At 57.6% G+C, this 13,784-nt stretch carries 14 protein-coding genes and 3 tRNA genes; 7 read left to right on the top strand and 10 right to left on the bottom strand.

Annotated elements, in window-relative coordinates; all coding sequences use genetic code 11:
• Window positions 1–30: 30 nt before the first annotated feature.
• The gene (locus GXB78_RS03180) at window positions 31–1,443 is read left to right on the top strand and encodes an MFS transporter (protein WP_329514143.1); all 1,413 of its coding nucleotides are present in this window, start codon (window positions 31–33) and stop codon (window positions 1,441–1,443) included.
• 1 nt (window position 1,444) lies between these two features.
• Here the strand turns inward: GXB78_RS03180 and GXB78_RS03175 are convergent, their stop codons facing one another.
• A complete protein-coding gene (locus GXB78_RS03175) occupies window positions 1,445–2,305 on the bottom strand; it encodes a LysR family transcriptional regulator (protein ID WP_122704478.1) in 861 nt (286 codons plus the stop codon).
• 118 nt (window positions 2,306–2,423) lie between these two features.
• Between GXB78_RS03175 and GXB78_RS03170 the strand changes: the two genes are divergently transcribed.
• From GXB78_RS03170 to GXB78_RS03155, 4 genes are all read left to right on the top strand, one after another.
• Window positions 2,424–3,275, top strand: a complete 852-nt coding sequence (locus GXB78_RS03170; RefSeq protein ID WP_042609811.1) for an NAD(P)-dependent oxidoreductase — start codon at window positions 2,424–2,426, stop codon at window positions 3,273–3,275.
• Between the two features lie 34 nt (window positions 3,276–3,309).
• On the top strand, window positions 3,310–3,642 hold the full coding sequence (locus GXB78_RS03165; protein WP_042609810.1) for a chorismate mutase: 333 nt from the start codon (window positions 3,310–3,312) through the stop codon (window positions 3,640–3,642).
• A gap of 46 nt (window positions 3,643–3,688) precedes the next feature.
• Window positions 3,689–4,342, top strand: a complete 654-nt coding sequence (locus tag GXB78_RS03160; RefSeq protein ID WP_110599395.1) for a hypothetical protein — start codon at window positions 3,689–3,691, stop codon at window positions 4,340–4,342.
• 232 nt (window positions 4,343–4,574) lie between these two features.
• Window positions 4,575–4,967 carry a RidA family protein gene (locus GXB78_RS03155; RefSeq protein WP_009049394.1) on the top strand — a complete coding sequence of 131 codons (393 nt, stop codon included), beginning with the start codon at window positions 4,575–4,577 and terminating at the stop codon, window positions 4,965–4,967.
• Window positions 4,968–5,158: 191 nt separating this feature from the next.
• Here the strand turns inward: GXB78_RS03155 and GXB78_RS03150 are convergent, their stop codons facing one another.
• Together GXB78_RS03150 and GXB78_RS03145 are read right to left on the bottom strand one after the other, a co-directional pair.
• Window positions 5,159–5,404, bottom strand: coding sequence for a hypothetical protein (locus GXB78_RS03150; RefSeq protein ID WP_329514137.1), 246 nt, complete (start codon window positions 5,402–5,404; stop codon window positions 5,159–5,161).
• A 166-nt stretch (window positions 5,405–5,570) separates the two neighbouring features.
• A tRNA-Leu gene (locus GXB78_RS03145) sits at window positions 5,571–5,657 on the bottom strand.
• A 499-nt stretch (window positions 5,658–6,156) separates the two neighbouring features.
• On the opposite strand from GXB78_RS03145, the gene GXB78_RS03140 reads away from it, so the two are divergent.
• Window positions 6,157–6,696, top strand: a complete 540-nt coding sequence (locus tag GXB78_RS03140; RefSeq protein WP_329514135.1) for a GAF domain-containing protein — start codon at window positions 6,157–6,159, stop codon at window positions 6,694–6,696.
• A gap of 85 nt (window positions 6,697–6,781) precedes the next feature.
• On the opposite strand, the gene GXB78_RS03135 is transcribed toward GXB78_RS03140, so the two are convergent.
• From GXB78_RS03135 to GXB78_RS03110, 6 genes are all read right to left on the bottom strand, one after another.
• A tRNA-Cys gene (locus tag GXB78_RS03135) sits at window positions 6,782–6,855 on the bottom strand.
• Window positions 6,856–6,901: 46 nt separating this feature from the next.
• Window positions 6,902–6,977: transfer RNA gene (locus tag GXB78_RS03130), tRNA-Gly, on the bottom strand.
• A gap of 60 nt (window positions 6,978–7,037) precedes the next feature.
• A complete protein-coding gene (gene pgsA / locus GXB78_RS03125) occupies window positions 7,038–7,598 on the bottom strand; it encodes a CDP-diacylglycerol--glycerol-3-phosphate 3-phosphatidyltransferase (RefSeq protein ID WP_041478738.1) in 561 nt (186 codons plus the stop codon).
• Window positions 7,599–7,630: 32 nt separating this feature from the next.
• Complete coding sequence (gene uvrC / locus GXB78_RS03120) at window positions 7,631–9,454, bottom strand: excinuclease ABC subunit UvrC (RefSeq protein ID WP_024012762.1); 1,824 nt, start codon at window positions 9,452–9,454, stop codon at window positions 7,631–7,633.
• Between the two features lie 2 nt (window positions 9,455–9,456).
• Complete coding sequence (gene gacA, locus GXB78_RS03115) at window positions 9,457–10,098, bottom strand: response regulator transcription factor GacA (RefSeq protein WP_024012761.1); 642 nt, start codon at window positions 10,096–10,098, stop codon at window positions 9,457–9,459.
• A gap of 127 nt (window positions 10,099–10,225) precedes the next feature.
• Window positions 10,226–10,669 carry a GNAT family N-acetyltransferase gene (locus tag GXB78_RS03110; RefSeq protein ID WP_329514131.1) on the bottom strand — a complete coding sequence of 148 codons (444 nt, stop codon included), beginning with the start codon at window positions 10,667–10,669 and terminating at the stop codon, window positions 10,226–10,228.
• 608 nt (window positions 10,670–11,277) lie between these two features.
• On the opposite strand from GXB78_RS03110, the gene GXB78_RS03105 reads away from it, so the two are divergent.
• Window positions 11,278–12,351 (top strand): 3-deoxy-7-phosphoheptulonate synthase, encoded by a 1,074-nt coding sequence (locus GXB78_RS03105; RefSeq protein WP_329514129.1) that lies wholly within the window; start codon window positions 11,278–11,280, stop codon window positions 12,349–12,351.
• 53 nt (window positions 12,352–12,404) lie between these two features.
• Here GXB78_RS03105 and GXB78_RS03100 read toward each other — a convergent pair whose 3' ends face one another.
• Window positions 12,405–13,484 carry a hypothetical protein gene (locus GXB78_RS03100; protein WP_329514128.1) on the bottom strand — a complete coding sequence of 360 codons (1,080 nt, stop codon included), beginning with the start codon at window positions 13,482–13,484 and terminating at the stop codon, window positions 12,405–12,407.
• Window positions 13,485–13,784: the final 300 nt, after the last annotated feature.

Here is a 13,784-nt window from a genome sequence, read left to right as displayed (position 1 = left end):
GTAGCCCTTCCGGAACAGCGGCGCTGGCTGATGTTCGCCATCCTGTTGGTCGGTGCATTCTTGCCGCCGCTGGATTTCTTCATCGTGAACGTAGCGCTGCCTTCGATTCAGCAATCGCTGGGCACGGCCTCCTCTGCCGAACAGTTGATCATCTCTTCTTACGCGGCGCTGTATGCCGTGACACTGATCACCGGCGGAAGGCTTGGCGACATCTTTGGCCGCATGAGAATGTTCTTCGTTGGCCTGATTGGCTTTGCCGTCGCCTCACTGATCTGCGGTGTCGCCGAGTCACCCTGGGTGTTGATCGCCGGACGCTCGCTGCAAGGCGTGACGGCCGCTGTCATGGCGCCGCAGGCACTCGCTTCAGTGCAGGCGATATTCCCTGAGTCGGAAAAACCCTTGGCGTTGAGCCTGTACGGTGCGGTGTTTGGTTTGGCGTCGGTAGTCGGCCAGGCACTTGGCGGGATTCTGATCTCGCTCAACCTGATGAACCTGGGCTGGCGGTCGATATTTCTGGTGAATCTACCGATTGCGTTGCTGGTCATTCTGATCGCCATCCCCGTGGTCAAGGAAACCCGCGCATCCCAGACCAGCAAGCTGGATCTGGGTGGAACGCTGTTGTCGATGGTGACGCTTGCGGCGCTGATCGTTCCACTGATCGAGGGACGTGAAGCGGGCTGGCCGTGGTGGGCCTGGCTGTCGCTGGCAGCGGTGCCACTGCTGGCCTGGCTGTTCTGGCGCTACGAAGCCCGCTTGTATCAAGCGCAAGGCGCGCCGTTGCTGAACCCTGCTGCACTGCGTGCGCCCGGGCTGGGCCGGGCATTGCTGGTGGCGCTGACTTTTTACGCGATCGGCGTGTTCTTCCTGCTGTTTTCCATCTATTTACAGGGAGCGCTGCATACGAGCCCGCTCAGTGCAGGTCTGGTCTTTCTGCCATTCGGCGCTGGTTTCTTGCTGGGGCCGCTCGCCACCCATCTATTCCGGCGTTTGCTGGGGTCTTATGTGAATCCCTTCGGAATGGCACTCGAAGTGCTGGGGTTCGTGCTATTGGCCTGGCTCGTGGCGCACACACCGACGGCCGTCACGCCCACTGCGCTGTCCCTTGCCGTGATTCTCTTTCTGATCGGCTTCGGACAAGGACTGGCCCTTCCGACATTGATGCGCATGATCACTGGACGCGTGGCACCGGCGTATTCCGGCATGATTGCGGGCATCACCAGTTCCACCCTGCAAATCAGCACGGCACTGAGCGTGGCGATCATCGGTGGCATTTTTTACACGCTTCTGGGCAAGGACACGGACGCGGCGGCCATCACCCACGCCTTCACCGTCGCCATACTGTGCATCGCTGCCTGTCTGGCCGTAGGCGCAGGACTGAGCCTGAGTCTGGCGCGCCAATCTGCTGCAGAGCTGCAAACGGCGGCCATGCAGCCGGCAGAGTGAATCAACCGCCTGCCTGAGTGCCAATCATGACGGAGGCCAGGTCGGCAAGCGCGCGCAGACTGTCCATCTGGCGCATGTCCTGGTGGTAGCCCATCCAAATGTCGCGGCCTGGTGGCGGTTCATCTGAATCGATCAGACGCAGCGCCGTCAACTGGTCGCCCAAAGCGCGGGGCAATACCGCGACGCCCTGCCCCTGCGCACACATTTGCGCCTGGACTGTGCGGCTGCTACTGGTAAACACGGTACGCGCCAGAGGGTAACGCTGCTGCAGCCACTGCACATCGGGATAATGAGACTGGGCAACACTCATGGTGATCAGACCCAGCCCGGCGCCCTGTGGCTCAGGGTCAGCAGATCCAACGGCTGCGTATAACCCGTAAGTCAGGGAGATCAGCTTGCGGTGCACGATATCGGGTTCGGTGAACGGAACGATTCGAAACGCGATGTCGGCGTCGCGGCGAGCCAGATCAAACAATCGATGCCCGGCAATGACCTCGGGCACGATCAATGGATAACGCCGGCCCAGTTCACTCAGCACCGGGGCCAGCACATAACAGGCGAACCAGTCAGCGCAGGAAATGCGCAGCACACCTTCGGGCTGTGCGCTGTCCCCCGCGAGGCGCCTTTCGATGGCCAACGCACTTTGCTCCATTTCCTGCGCGAGGCTGAGGAGCTTCTCGCCGCTGTCGGTCAACACGAGACCTTGGTTGGTACGCAGGAAAACGGGTTGGCCACTGAACTGTTCCAGCACCTGCAAGCGCCGCCCCACGGTCGGATGGCTGACCCCCAACAGCTTGGCGGCAGCCCCTAATGACCCGCTGCGGGCAATCGCGAGAAAGACCCGCACATCACTCCAGTCCATGCTCCGCCCCCGTACAAAAATGAACAGTGAGAGTGCAGCAATGGCAGTGCCGTAGCAATCCCGTGCCCGACATACTTGTCTGCATTCACCGTCGTCGAATACCAACCGGAGACTGCAAATGAAGATTGGTTTTATCGGAGTGGGATGCATGGGCAGAGCCATCATTCCACTGCTCGTCCGCGCTGGCCATCACGTCTCGGCTTGGAACCGCAGTCAGGCGGCGATCAAGGATCTCGAAGGCATCAGCGTTATCGAAACGCCGGCCTCGGCGTTCCAGCAAGAGGTAGTCATCACTCTTCTGGCCGATGATGCCGCCGTCAGGCAAGTGCTGCTCTCCAGCGCTGTTCTGGAAACTGCAGACAAAGCTTGCGTGCATGTCGTGATGTCGACCTTGTCGCCTTCGCTGATGTTGGAGTTGCAGCGCGAACATGAAGCCGTCGGCATGCCATTGATCGCGGCGCCGGTCTTCGGCGTGCCCGCCGTGGCGGCCAAGGGCGAGTTGAATATCCTGGCGGCCGGATCGCAGGCCGCTGTCTCGACCGTCCAACCGCTGTTCGACCTGCTCGGGAAAAAAACCTGGTATCTGGGCGACCAACCTGAACAGGCCTGTATCGCGAAAATCGCCGGCAACATGATGATCACCCAAGCCATCCAGTCGCTGGGCGAAGCCAGCGGACTCGTTCAACGCCACGGACTTAGCCCTTCGATTTTCATCAAGCTCATGACCCAGACCCTGTTCGCCTGCCCCAGTTATCAACGTTATGGGCAGAACATCGTCAGCAGCAATTTTGAACCGGGATTCAAACTGTCGCTTGGCCTCAAGGATATGAATCTGGCGATCGATGCGGGTCGTCTCAAGGGGCTGGAGTTGCCAGCGGCGGATGCCGTGCGATTGAAAATGACGTCGGCGGTAGCCAGGGGAGATGGCGACAAGGACTGGTCGGTTTTTGCTCAGCAGACGAATCATTGAGAAGCTCTTTCGAACACCTGTCACGAGGTCATTCATGGAAAACTCCGACATCGCGCGTCAACTCTCAACATTCAGGAAAACCATCGACAATATCGACGCCGCCCTCATCCACCTGCTCGCGGAACGGTTTCGCTGTACCGATGAGGTCGGATTGCTCAAGGCCCGATATCAGTTGCCTGCGGTAGACGAGGCCAGAGAGCAGCAGCAATACCAGCGTCTGGCAGCACTTGCTCAGGAGGCCGAGCTGGATACGGCCATCGTGCAGAGGCTGATGCAGTTGGTCATTGGCGAAGTGGTCGAGCGCCACAGGCAGATCGCCGCCAGGCATGCCCCGGCACCCGCCAATAACCCTGACCCTCGGGCCTGACCCCGGCGCCACTTATCGAAGCAATCAGACAAACGAGCAGAACCGCATGAAATGGCCAACGATCGAGCAAATTCGCAGCTTCACCGATTTACCCTATGGCTACAGTTGGGATTACCTGAAACGTGAGGAGATCAATGTCGCGACAGATTTTTTCCGGACATGGTTTCCCTCCATTTCGGTGGGGTTGGCAAGCCCGTTTCTGGACCAGCAGTTCTACGCAGACAACGTGGTGCTCGAAGACGATCCGGATCGAGGCATATTCGCTACCGTCGTCCGCCAGAACGATGAGATTGTCGCTATCGCCACGTGGGAAAAAATTGACGGTGCTGACGTTATTTTCGGGCGGGTCGGCGCGGTAGCCAAACCGCACAGACAAGCCAGACTGGCCGTTGCGGCCCAGGACCTGGGAGAAAAAATCGGCACGTTCATGGGCGCGGGGCTGATCTATGGCATGGCAACAACCCGCACGCCGTATATGCAACAAGCACTGGAGCAAGCCGGTTACAAAGCGGTAGGGATAATGCCTGGCTTGGACCGGGAAGAAACAGCACCTGGAATCGTGCGCAGGGTTTACGAAGTCATCTACGTAAAACGGCTCGCACCACACGCCGACTTTCTCATTCCTGCCGGTCATAACCTTACCCCTACAGTCGCGCGACTTTACGCAGATATATTTCAAGGTGATGACGACACGAACTGACGAGCCAGCCTAGCAGCGAACCAACCATCGAAATGCTTCTGATCAGTAACGCTACCGGCTCGCGCCTTTTGCATCGATCGAGGTAGCCACATTAGGTAATGAGTTCAAAAAGACTCAGCAGCGGCTAAAAACACCTGTGGGGTTGATTAATAGATGAGAAGTGAACTGAGTGGACGCGGCTCTGGCCCCTGAGTTAGCTTTCGTAACCGTTCTAACTTGGGGCTCCGCAATCATGACTGACCGTCAGATCATTGTTCCAGATGGCATGAGATTGATCTACGAGCGCGCGGGTTATGCACCAGCAGTAAAGGTAGGAAAAACTCTCTACTGCGCGGGTCAGGTAGGCAGGACGCCGGAATTATCCGTCATTGAAGAACCTGAGCAGCAGTTTTTAGCTGCATGGGACAATCTCCGGATCGTCTTGGAGGCAGGTGGCTGTAAATTTGAAGATGTCGTAGAAATGACAACTTACCACGTCGACATGCACCGTCACATGCCAATTTTCAGACGCGTAAAGGATAAAGTATTTCCGAGAAGCACTTGTGCATGGACCTGCATTGGTGTCAGTGAATTAGCTCGACCTGGCCTTCTCGTGGAGATCAAGTGCGTCGCAGTAGAGCGATAACCCTCTGACAAGAACCTGCATATCCAGGTCTTAAAATGGGTGACTACGCATGCGGTGGTAGATTCAAAATTACACTTGCCTGCTGCATCGGTAGGCGCGTGATAACACTTTACGCCGACGGCTAATACTGACTGGAAGCAGGCGCCAATCAATTCCGATGCGAGCAGAAAAATGCCTATCAGCGGATATCCTTAGCACTCGCTAAACGCAAATCCAAAGTCATCGCTTGACACTTGTGCCGCTTCGTTAAGTCGTTGGCGCAGCGCAGCCGTTAGCTGCCTCTCCACCACCCACGGATCCGACAGCGCGGCGAGTTGTGGCGCCAATTGCGGCGACAGGCTCATTAGCGAATGATTAAGCGATCGCGCCGTTTCAAAAGCGGCTTTCTGCACAAAGCTGATTTCCACCAGCTCCCCCTGCGCCTTGCGAAACTCCATCTCAGCCAACTGTCGGGATGACGGAGCAGTACATTCGGATGCGTAAGGGCATGAAGGTAACCCCTACGAAGTGACCAACGGTTTCGAATTGCGGAAAAGATTTTCTGATTGCGGAAAAAAAACTAAGGGCTTGCACGAGGTATCTCATGCAAGCCCTTGATATTCATGGTGCCCGAAGCCGGAATCGAACCGGCACGCCCTTACGAGCGGGGGATTTTAAGTCCCATGCGTCTACCAGTTTCGCCATTCGGGCGGTAGCGCGGTGTTGCTTTGCTCAAGCTTGCAGCTGCGATCCTGAAAGGATGGCCGCATGAAAAGCCGAGCGGGGAATATATACATCACGTCCCGGTGAAGCAAGTTTGGAATGCGCGATTTGAAAACTAAATCTTGCTCGGGTCAAAAAAACAAAAAGCCAACTAAATCATAGGGCTATGGAGCTTGCTTGATGTAGAGGCCGAGGGTGCAGACGAATCACAGCAATCCGGTTGGAAATAGAAGCTAAAACTTAACAAGATCAAGAGGTTAGCGCCATTTTCACTAAGCGGGCGAAGGATTTTCCTGCGGCGGCCACCATGATGAAGCAACCCGGCACTCTGCAAGGTGTCTACGCTAAAGCGTTGACGCCGGAATCAGCGACTGAATGTTCCCAGCATGCCCTGCCGACAACGACCACGCCTCACAGGCGCTGAATTCCACAGCACGTCACCAGAGCACAGCTCAGGGATGTACAAGCAATCAGGAGATTTGACCCTATGCAAATGAGTGACACCGTTCTCAAAGCGTCTTTGAGCCATGAGGAGCGCTCGGCAATCGCCGAGATCGAAGCGACCACCAATATCTTGCAACTCGTCACCCGTTTGACTGGTACGCGCTTCGCAGGCATCGCAAAATTCACGGAAACCGAGTGGATCGTGTGTTCGGCGTACGATCCGATCGAACTGGGAATAAACGTCGGCGATACGCTGGATCTGGAAACCACGCTTTGCAGTGAGTTCCGCAGGGACCCGCAAGCCCTCTTCCTCCCACAAATCAGCCAGGACGGCAGACTCGCGTCGCGTCCGGTCGTGAAACAGTATTCGATTGAAAGTTACGCGGGGGCGCCGGTTTTCCTGCCGGACGGGAGACTCTGGGGTGCCCTATGCGCTTTGGATTCAAGGTCTGTGCTGTTTGATAACCCGGATATGGCAGAAACATTGACACTGTTCGCACGGCTTATCGGCTGCATCTTTTTCTCGAATCTGGCAGTGGAAGGTGCTAGCCATATCAAGACCGGATCGTGCCTGACCGAATAACGTGTTCAAAAAGTTGCGGAACACCCCTCTTTTTCGCAGACAACAAAAAACCCCGTAGATCATTGATCTACGGGGCTTTTGATAGTGGAGGCCGAGGTCGGAATCGAACCGGCGTAGGTGGATTTGCAATCCACTGCATAACCATTTTGCTACTCGGCCTCAAAGTATTCGCTGTCAGTAGCACAACAACGAACACTGTACAAATTGGAGCGGGAAACGAGACTCGAACTCGCGACCCCGACCTTGGCAAGGTCGTGCTCTACCAACTGAGCTATTCCCGCTTGGTGTGGCGCATTCTATAGAATTAAGAAGCCCCGTCAACCCCTTGATTCAAAAAAGTTTTATTTCTTTTCGACATCGGTCTTCAGGTGCGGCCAGGCGGCGCGAAGGTATTGAACCATCGACCACAGGGTCAGCCCCGCCGACACGATCAACAGTGTGTAACCGAGCACTACCCAGAAGCTGAGAGCCTTGGGATGGGCCAGAAGTATCACCAAAGCAAGCATCTGCGCAGCGGTTTTCCATTTGCCCAGATTGGAAACCGCAACCTGAGCCCGGGCGCCGAGCTCGGCCATCCATTCGCGCAGGGCCGAAATCACGATCTCGCGACCAATGATTACCGCTGCGGGCAGCGTGAGCCAGAGATTGCCGTGTTCCTGCACCAGCAAGACCAGGGCAACTGCGACCATCAGCTTGTCGGCGACCGGATCGAGGAACGCACCGAAGGGGGTGCTTTGCTCCAGTCGGCGCGCCAGATAACCATCGAGCCAGTCGGTTGCGGCCGCGAAAGCGAACACCGAAGCGGAGGCCATGTAACTCCACTGGTAAGGCAGATAGAACAGCAATATGAAGATCGGGATGAGCAGGACGCGTAGAACGGTAATCAGATTAGGGATATTCATCGGCACAACTGGCTACGAGGTGAAGGGGCATTCTACTCACTATGCAGGTTCGCATAAATCGACTCAGCGAGCTTTTTACTGATCCCCGGGGCTTTGGCGATCTCTTCGATGCTTGCACGAGACAGCTCCTGCAATCCACCAAAATGTTTCAACAGGTCGCGGCGGCGCGTCGGCCCTACCCCCGCCACGCCTTCCAGCGTCGAGGTCCGGCGGGTCTTGCCGCGCCGGGCGCGATGTCCCGTGATTGCAAAGCGGTGTGCCTCATCGCGGATCTGCTGGATCAGGTGCAAGGCGGGCGAATCGCCGCGCAAAGTGAACTCATGCGCTGCATCATTCAGATACAACGTTTCGAAACCAGCCTTGCGGGTGGCGCCTTTGGCCACGCCCAACAAGATCAGATCCGGTACGGCCAGTTCGTTTAGCACATCACGGGCCATCGACAATTGACCCTTGCCACCGTCGACCAGCAGGATGTCCGGCAACTTGCCTTCGCCGTCCTTCAATTTGCTGAAGCGGCGGGTCAGCGCCTGATGCATGGCCGCGTAATCGTCGCCGGCGGTGACGCCTTCGATGTTGTAGCGGCGGTAATCCGATTTGATCGCGCCTTCCGGCCCGAACACCACGCAGGACGCGACGGTCGCCTCGCCGCTGGAGTGACTGATGTCATAGCATTCCAGGCGTTGCGGCGGCTCATCCAGATTCAGCACTTCGGCCAGCGCATCGAATCGCGCGGCGGTGTGCTGACGGTTGGCCAGGCGCGCGCCCAACGCCTGCTCGGCGTTGGTCACGGCCAGTTGCTGCCAGCGCGCACGGGTACCGCGCACCCGATGGCTGATGGCCAACTCGCGGCCGCGCAAAGTGTGAATCCCTTCGATCAGCGCTGGAAAATCTTCGTGAACCACGTTGACGATCAGCTCGCTCGGCAAATCGCGTTCCGGGCTGCTGATGTAGTACTGGCCGAGGAACGCCGCCATGACTTCGGAAACGTCTTCCTCGATGCCGACCTGCGGGAAGAAATTCTTGCTGCCCAGCACGCGGCCGCCGCGAACGCTGATCAAATGAACACAAGCACCACCGGGGTTGACGAATGCGGCAATAACGTCGATATCGCCGGTGCCGCCTTCCATGCTTTGCTGGTCCTGGACGCGCCGCAGCAGAGCGATCTGGTCGCGCAGTTCGGCCGCGCGCTCGAATTCGAGATTGATCGCCGCCTCTTCCATCGCGGTTGAGAGTTCGTTGGTCAGCGCGTGGCTGCGACCTTCGAGGAACATCACCGAGTGGCGCACGTCTTCGGCGTAGACGTCAGGTTCGACCAGGCCCACGCACGGCGCCTTGCAACGTTTGATCTGGTATTGCAGGCACGGACGAGTGCGATTCTTGTAGTAACTGTCTTCACACTGACGGACGAAAAAAGTCTTTTGCAGGATGCTCAAACTTTCGCGGATGGCCCCGGCACTTGGATAGGGGCCGAAATATTTGCCCTTGGCCTTTTTTGCGCCACGATGGATGCTCAGGCGCGGAAACTGCCCGTCGGAGAGAAACACGTACGGATAGGACTTATCGTCGCGCAGCAGGATGTTGTAAGGCGGGCGCCATTCCTTGATCAGCGTTTGCTCAAGCAGCAGCGCTTCGGTTTCGTTGGCGGTGATGGTTGTCTCGACCTGCGCGATACGCCCGACCAGTGCAGCGGTCTTTGGCGCCAGCCCGGTCTTGCGAAAGTAGCTCGCCAGACGTTTCTTCAGGTTTTTCGCTTTGCCGACATACAGCAGGCGCGCCTCGCTGTCGAACATGCGATAGACGCCGGGCCTACCGCTGACGGTCGACAGGAAAGCACTGGAATCGAATGTCTCGGTCATGGTCAGGCGCTGGCATCCACCATGCCGTGACGCACCGCGAGCAGGGTCAACTCAACGTCGCTGCTGATCGAAAGCTTCTCGAAGATACGGTAGCGGTAGGTATTCACGGTTTTCGGCGACAGGCACAACTTGTCGGAAATGATCTGCACCTTCTGGCAGCCGACAATCATCAACGCAATCTGGATTTCCCGTTCCGACAAGGCATCGAACGGCGAATCATTGGTCGGCTGGAATGATTTGATCGCCAACTGCTGGGCGATCTGCGGACTGATGTAACGCTGCCCGGCGAAGACCAGCCGAATGGCCTGCACCATTTCCGGCAGACCCGCGCCCTTGGTCAGGTAACCGGCGGCGCCAGCCTGGAGCAAACGCGTCGGGAAAGGGTCTTCCTCGCACACCGTAACGGCAACCACCTTGATATCCGGATGGCTGCGCAGCAGTTTTCGTGTGGCCTCGAGGCCGCCGATGCCGGGCATCTTGACGTCCATGAGCACCACATCAGGCTTCAACTCACGGGCCTTGATCAGGGACTCTTCACCTGACTCGGCCTGCCCCACCACCTGCAGGCCATCGATATCGGCCAGCATCCGTGTAATGCCTGTGCGAACGAGATCATGGTCGTCGACCACTAGCACCCTAATCAAGCAGACACCTCGCGATATGGTCTTATTGGGATGCCGGACACCTTAGCAAAAAGTGCCAGACAGACCTAGCGGAAAGCCGCATTTAAAAAGTTTCAATTCATCATTCAGGGCTTGCCGGCTGCGGGTTTCAGAGCACAGCCGTACTCAAATCGAGCTGCATCCTCACGAAACACTCATCCGTGCCCACGATGCGCAGTCCCTTGCGTGCATAGAGTTTCTGCGCCGGGTTGTTATCAAACACTGTCAGCCGCAGTGCCGGCCGTCTTGCCTGACGAGCCATTTCGATAACCTGATCAATGGCCCAGGAACCGGCGCCCTGCCCTTGCCAGGCCTGATCAATCTGCAATTCGCGTATGTACAGCGCCCGCGCATCCTGGCTCAGACTGAAAAAGCCGATCGGCGTTTCATCCTCAAGGATCATCCAGTGCTCACGATACCGCCAGCCTGCGTCAAACGCCTCGTCCTGCCACAACAGGTCGTGGTCAATGTAATAACGCAGCATGTTGCGACAGGTCAGGTCCCGTGCAAAAGCCAGATCATCATCGGTGGCATGCCGAATTCGGTAACCCATTCAGCTCTATCTCTAAGCGCAAAAATGTACTTTAACCGGATCGACTGCTACTGATAGCCGTTTTGCTCGGCGAGCAATAGCATTTTCTGATTGCTGACGCGTATCAGCGTCGAGTAAGCTCGGCGCATTCATCGGAGACAGACCATGTTCAACGCCCCTTCACAGTCTTGCATCGCCAGCGCCCTGCGCTCGGTTGCGGCTGTCCGGGTGAATGATGTGTGCGCTCCTGTAAATTTTTATTTTGGGTATTGGTTTAGCCACTGGCGCGCCTGATACCCACACGGCGCCCATGATAACGGGTCGCCTACCAGAGATTTCTCAACCCCCGGTCGGCCTCCCGACCGGGGGTTTTGTTTTTTTCAGGCCCACAACTTTCAGCACCACACCAGACACTTTGAGGAATACACCATGAACTACGCCACTTATTACCGTTACGACAGCTTTAGCGCCTGGCGATTTACCAGCCTCCGCTCGGGACAGCCTGCCGCCTCCGATCGGTCACCCACAGGTGGCAAACACACACGCCTAGCCAGTACGGCCATTTGTCGAACACCCCAGTAGGGCCGAGCGCGCGGGAAATACCCGCCATCCGCCCAGGAAGACCGAATATGAACTCTTCACTTTCCGCTTTGCCGCTGTCCACTCTCGATTCTGCCAACGAAGCGCTGACCCTGCGCCTGCCCAGCTCGTTGCAGCTCAAACAGCAATTCCCCCTCAGCCACTCCCTGCATCAACAGGTCAACGCCCATCGCCAGGCAGTGCGCGCCATCCTCAATGGTGAAGACCCGCGCCTGCTGGTCATCGTGGGTCCCTGCTCTATCCATGATTCGCAATCGGCAATCGAATACGCCAGCAAGCTTGCACGCGTGGCCGAGGATGTCAGCAGTGAAATGCTTCTGGTTATGCGCGCCTACGTCGAAAAGCCGCGGACGACGGTCGGCTGGAAAGGCCTGGCCTACGATCCACACCTGGATGGCACGGACGACATGGCTGCCGGCCTGACGCTCTCCCGCGAACTGATGCTGGAAATGATCCGGCTCGGACTGCCGGTCGCCACCGAACTGCTGCAACCCATGGCTGCCAATTACTTCGATGACCTGCTGAGCTGGGTGGCCATTGGTGCCCGTACCACCGAATCGCAGATCCACCGCGAAATGGCCAGCGGCCTGAACATGCCGGTGGGCTTCAAGAACGGCACCGACGGCGGCGCCGCCATTGCTGTCGACGCCATGCGCTCGGCAGCCCATCCGCATCGGCATTTCGGCGTGGACAGCCAAGGGCATCCGGCGATCGTGCAGACAGCCGGCAACGCTGACACCCACATCGTGCTGCGCGGTGGCCATCAAGGGCCAAACTACGACGAAACCAGCGTGGCCAAAATCAGTGCCGAGCTCAGCCGACTGAAAATCCCCAGCCGGATCATGGTCGATTGCAGCCATGCCAACAGCGGCAAGGATCCCCTGCGTCAGCCAGCCGTGTTCAACGATGTGCTCGAGCAACGCCTGCGTGGTAACCAGTCGCTGATCGGCATGATGCTGGAGTCTCACCTGTTCGAAGGCTGCCAGCCGCTGAGTACTTCTCTACGCTATGGCGTATCGATCACCGATGGTTGCCTTGGCTTCGGCGCCACGGAACAGTTGCTGACCGACGCTGCGCAGCGCCTCGCACAAGCCAGAGCCTGATCGCAGATCGCCCTCCCGCTCCATATAGAGCGCGGAGGGCTCACCGCCCCGGGCTATGCCACTACGCTGATGCGCCTGACGGCAGATTGCTGACTGACGTCGTCCAGACGTTCGATGGTGTAGGCAATCTCGACCGTCGTGCCGTGATGCTCGCGCCAGAATCGATGGGGAACAATGAAGCTCACCGGCTGCCCGGCCGTCTCCTGGGTGATCTCCAGGTCATCGCGATGACTGAAAAACTCACCGTCACACTTGAGATAGACCAATTCATCCTCCTGCACCTGCGCCTCTTCCATGCGAATGGAAACGCCGTCGAGCGAATCCTTGAGTGACAACACGTTTTCAACCGCCCCGACGACCTCCGGCGCAGTCAGTTGCGCACGCACCGCTGGCCCGAGGAAAACCGTCGCAGGCTCCGACGTTCGAATCGTTCCACAGCGCTGTTCGACACGGTAGGCGGCAATCACCTCGCCGCCACGGTGCGCTTCGATGTAACTGCCCGGCACCCAGAACGACAGGCTTTGCGCGACGGCGTAGACCTCCACCTTCAACGAGTCGGTAAAGATCTCGGGTGAAGTATCTCCGTGCCAGGACAACATCACCCGGTCTCCCGCCGACATTCTTGCGTAAGGCTGCAGAGTTACCAGAGTGCCGTCGGCCACTCGCGACGGCTCCAGCGCTCCGTTTACCGAGCCTTCTATCTGCGGCGCCAACAGTTGCGTACGAACATCTCCCACGGACAGTTGCAGGCGAGCAGATTCCACTGCCTTGGGTGCGGACGCCGTTCGAAGTGTCCAGTAAACCTCCAGCGAACCACCATCCAGAGCAGCCACATGCATACCCTTGATGACAAAGATTACGTCTTTGCCAATCTGGGCCTGGCTGATGAATCGAACGCTCTCGTATTGATAGGCAAAGCCTTCGATATCCAGCCCCTCCCAGTACAGCACCAGCTGATCGCCACAGCGCATGTTGGCATAAGGCGAAATCCGCACGACGGCCCTGACCAGCGAAGGCTCGAGCACGCTACCGTCGAGCCCGTCAATGGTCGGTGCGATCAGAGGTTCGATAGACACATCGGCAACCGCGGACGGACGCATCCGCCAGCAAAACTCGACTTCATGGCTATTCATTTTCGTCTCCACTCCCTGGAAAACGTGCCGTCCCGAATGACGACACTGACACCTACATTGAGGACTTCTTTGAAGATTCTGAATGTCAGCCGAATACACCGCGACCACGGCGTAACCGCTACTCCCAAGGTAGGCAACTGGGGCGTTCGCGCTGTTATGACGACAAATGACCCTATGAACTTCCGATTCGGATTTCATAGCTCTCCGAAATTTCGTACGCCTCTTAGTCCATTTTCAAACGCAACGTGAAGCCTCTTCGTACTTCTTCAACGAGATGAGTGTTTTAGAGTGGCCCGGTGT

It is taken from the genome of Pseudomonas moraviensis subsp. stanleyae (assembly GCF_036283065.1).
GTDB classification, from domain to species: Bacteria; Pseudomonadota; Gammaproteobacteria; order Pseudomonadales; family Pseudomonadaceae; genus Aquipseudomonas; species Aquipseudomonas stanleyae.
The sequence above is the reverse complement of the archived record's forward strand: the minus strand, read 5'-3'. Positions and strand labels throughout refer to the sequence as shown.

What these genes read in the sequence shown, in the direction of transcription:
- GXB78_RS03165 (WP_042609810.1), top strand. Translation starts at nt 3,310, where the DNA reads ATGGAAAACTCCGACATCGCGCGTCAACTCTCAACATTCAGGAAAACC.
- GXB78_RS03150 (WP_329514137.1), bottom strand. Translation starts at nt 5,404, where the DNA reads ATGGAGTTTCGCAAGGCGCAGGGGGAGCTGGTGGAAATCAGCTTTGTG.
- GXB78_RS03105 (WP_329514129.1), top strand. Translation starts at nt 11,278, where the DNA reads ATGAACTCTTCACTTTCCGCTTTGCCGCTGTCCACTCTCGATTCTGCC.
- GXB78_RS03100 (WP_329514128.1), bottom strand. Translation starts at nt 13,484, where the DNA reads ATGAATAGCCATGAAGTCGAGTTTTGCTGGCGGATGCGTCCGTCCGCG.
- pgsA (WP_041478738.1), bottom strand. Translation starts at nt 7,598, where the DNA reads ATGAATATCCCTAATCTGATTACCGTTCTACGCGTCCTGCTCATCCCG.
- GXB78_RS03155 (WP_009049394.1), top strand. Translation starts at nt 4,575, where the DNA reads ATGACTGACCGTCAGATCATTGTTCCAGATGGCATGAGATTGATCTAC.
- GXB78_RS03170 (WP_042609811.1), top strand. Translation starts at nt 2,424, where the DNA reads ATGAAGATTGGTTTTATCGGAGTGGGATGCATGGGCAGAGCCATCATT.
- uvrC (WP_024012762.1), bottom strand. Translation starts at nt 9,454, where the DNA reads ATGACCGAGACATTCGATTCCAGTGCTTTCCTGTCGACCGTCAGCGGT.
- GXB78_RS03175 (WP_122704478.1), bottom strand. Translation starts at nt 2,305, where the DNA reads ATGGACTGGAGTGATGTGCGGGTCTTTCTCGCGATTGCCCGCAGCGGG.
- GXB78_RS03160 (WP_110599395.1), top strand. Translation starts at nt 3,689, where the DNA reads ATGAAATGGCCAACGATCGAGCAAATTCGCAGCTTCACCGATTTACCC.
- GXB78_RS03180 (WP_329514143.1), top strand. Translation starts at nt 31, where the DNA reads ATGTTCGCCATCCTGTTGGTCGGTGCATTCTTGCCGCCGCTGGATTTC.
- GXB78_RS03140 (WP_329514135.1), top strand. Translation starts at nt 6,157, where the DNA reads ATGCAAATGAGTGACACCGTTCTCAAAGCGTCTTTGAGCCATGAGGAG.
- GXB78_RS03110 (WP_329514131.1), bottom strand. Translation starts at nt 10,669, where the DNA reads ATGGGTTACCGAATTCGGCATGCCACCGATGATGATCTGGCTTTTGCA.